Source organism: Micromonospora sp. S4605 (assembly GCF_003176715.1).
Classification (GTDB): Bacteria; Actinomycetota; Actinomycetes; order Mycobacteriales; family Micromonosporaceae; genus Micromonospora; species Micromonospora echinaurantiaca.
In genome coordinates this window covers 1-1461 of record NZ_QGSW01000024.1, presented here as the reverse complement: position 1 = coordinate 1461, position 1461 = coordinate 1, and the positions used below count along the sequence as shown (strand labels likewise).

At 65.8% G+C, this 1461-nt stretch carries 2 protein-coding genes; one reads left to right on the top strand and one right to left on the bottom strand.

What is annotated here, in order from left to right; all coding sequences use genetic code 11:
• Window positions 1-437: 437 nt before the first annotated feature.
• Window positions 438-1178 (bottom strand): 2'-5' RNA ligase family protein, encoded by a 741-nt coding sequence (locus DLJ47_RS00580; protein WP_233257589.1) that lies wholly within the window; start codon window positions 1176-1178, stop codon window positions 438-440.
• Here DLJ47_RS00580 and DLJ47_RS35555 point away from each other — a divergent pair.
• Window positions 1177-1350, top strand: coding sequence for a hypothetical protein (locus DLJ47_RS35555; RefSeq protein ID WP_158289754.1), 174 nt, complete (start codon window positions 1177-1179; stop codon window positions 1348-1350). The genes DLJ47_RS00580 and DLJ47_RS35555 overlap by 2 nt on opposite strands.
• The last annotated feature ends 111 nt before the right edge of the window (window positions 1351-1461 follow it).

Genomic DNA, 1461 nt, shown 5'->3' with positions numbered 1-1461 from the left:
CACCCGCAACCGCCTGACCTGCAACAACACAACTGCCTAGTGACACGCCCAGTCACCGGGCCTACCGGCGTTTGCCCAGCTCAAACCCCAAATTCGCGGACTATATCGACGCCGAGCTGCGGAACGCGGGGCTGACGGCAAGGATTCCCAGGTGGACGGCGACAAAAACCGCGTCCGCCTCGCGCAGGCTCATGCGGTCATCATCCCATGTCGGACGGCCGGCCCGAGGCGACACGATGCGGAGTAATCGCATGACCGATCGCGCGGCGGGTTCCGGTGGTTCCCTGACCTGGGCAAGTGTGGGTGCCTGAAAATCGGAAGGTCGGCGGTTCGACCCCGCCCCTGGCCACATAGGCCCTCGCCGGGCTGCAGGGGCCCCCACCAGTGGAAACGCCGGTGAGGATCTTGATGTTAGTGCCCCCGCGGACGTCGATCGGTCAGGACTCGAGTTTCACTGTGGCATACGGCTCCCAGACGTACATGCCTTCGTCGCGGTTGAGGATGATGAGCTGGCAGGAGTCGATCTCGGCGTTCGCGGTCAGGTTTGGGGCGGATGTCAGGGCTTCGACAAGTGGAGCGGCCGGGCCTTCCATATTCGTGTAGGCGAGGCTGAGGTGGGGGTTGTACGGCTCGGCCGGTTCGGGCACGCGGTCGGTTCCCCAGACGTCTGCGATGGCGGCGCGGATCGCGGTACGGAGTTGGCGTACCGGTTCGACCGGGTCGACGGCGATCTGAACGGACTCGGGGTCGACGTGGGGGGCACCGATGGTGAGCTTGAAGGGAGCGAGCTGGCCGCACCGGGCCCGTGCGGCGGCCACGATTGCGTCGACGTCTTCGGGAGCGACGTCTTGGACGAATCCGATGCCTTGCATGGTGAGGTGAAGCCACTGGTTCGGGATGACGTCGAGGTTTGGCAGGCAGGACAGTCGAGGCATCCCTCGCCGCACATCGTGCAGGTCGCATCCGCCCGCCGGGCAGCCGCTGACCGAGAAGCTGGCGATCGCGGCAGCCGTCCGGCGCCGCAGGCGGACGGCCAGGGCGTGCCTGTTGTGGCCGAGAGCATCGAGAATCGAGGTGACCGAGGCGCGGACCGGCCTGGCTCGGCGTCGAGCGCGGTGGCCGTGCTGGCGAATCGCAGGGCCAGGTTCGGCTCGATGTGCGACTAGCATCTCGGCCATGAGCGATCGAGGGGCTGCGGCCAAAGCAAGCGATCCCAGGCTGGATAGCTTGGCCCCCAAGGTTGACAAGGAAGAACACGGCGTCTACGTCACGATCCTCAAGCGGGCCATCGACGAACAGACCGATGTACGCAACATTGCGCTGACCGGCACCTACCCGGGTTCGACGTAATTCGGGGACCTGGAGAGCTGAAATTTTGGTTCTGACCTGGGCGGAGATGGGTGGGACCGCCTGGAGGGCGTTTCTCTAGGCGGTGGCGTTTGGGCTGGTCAGCGGGGTGGG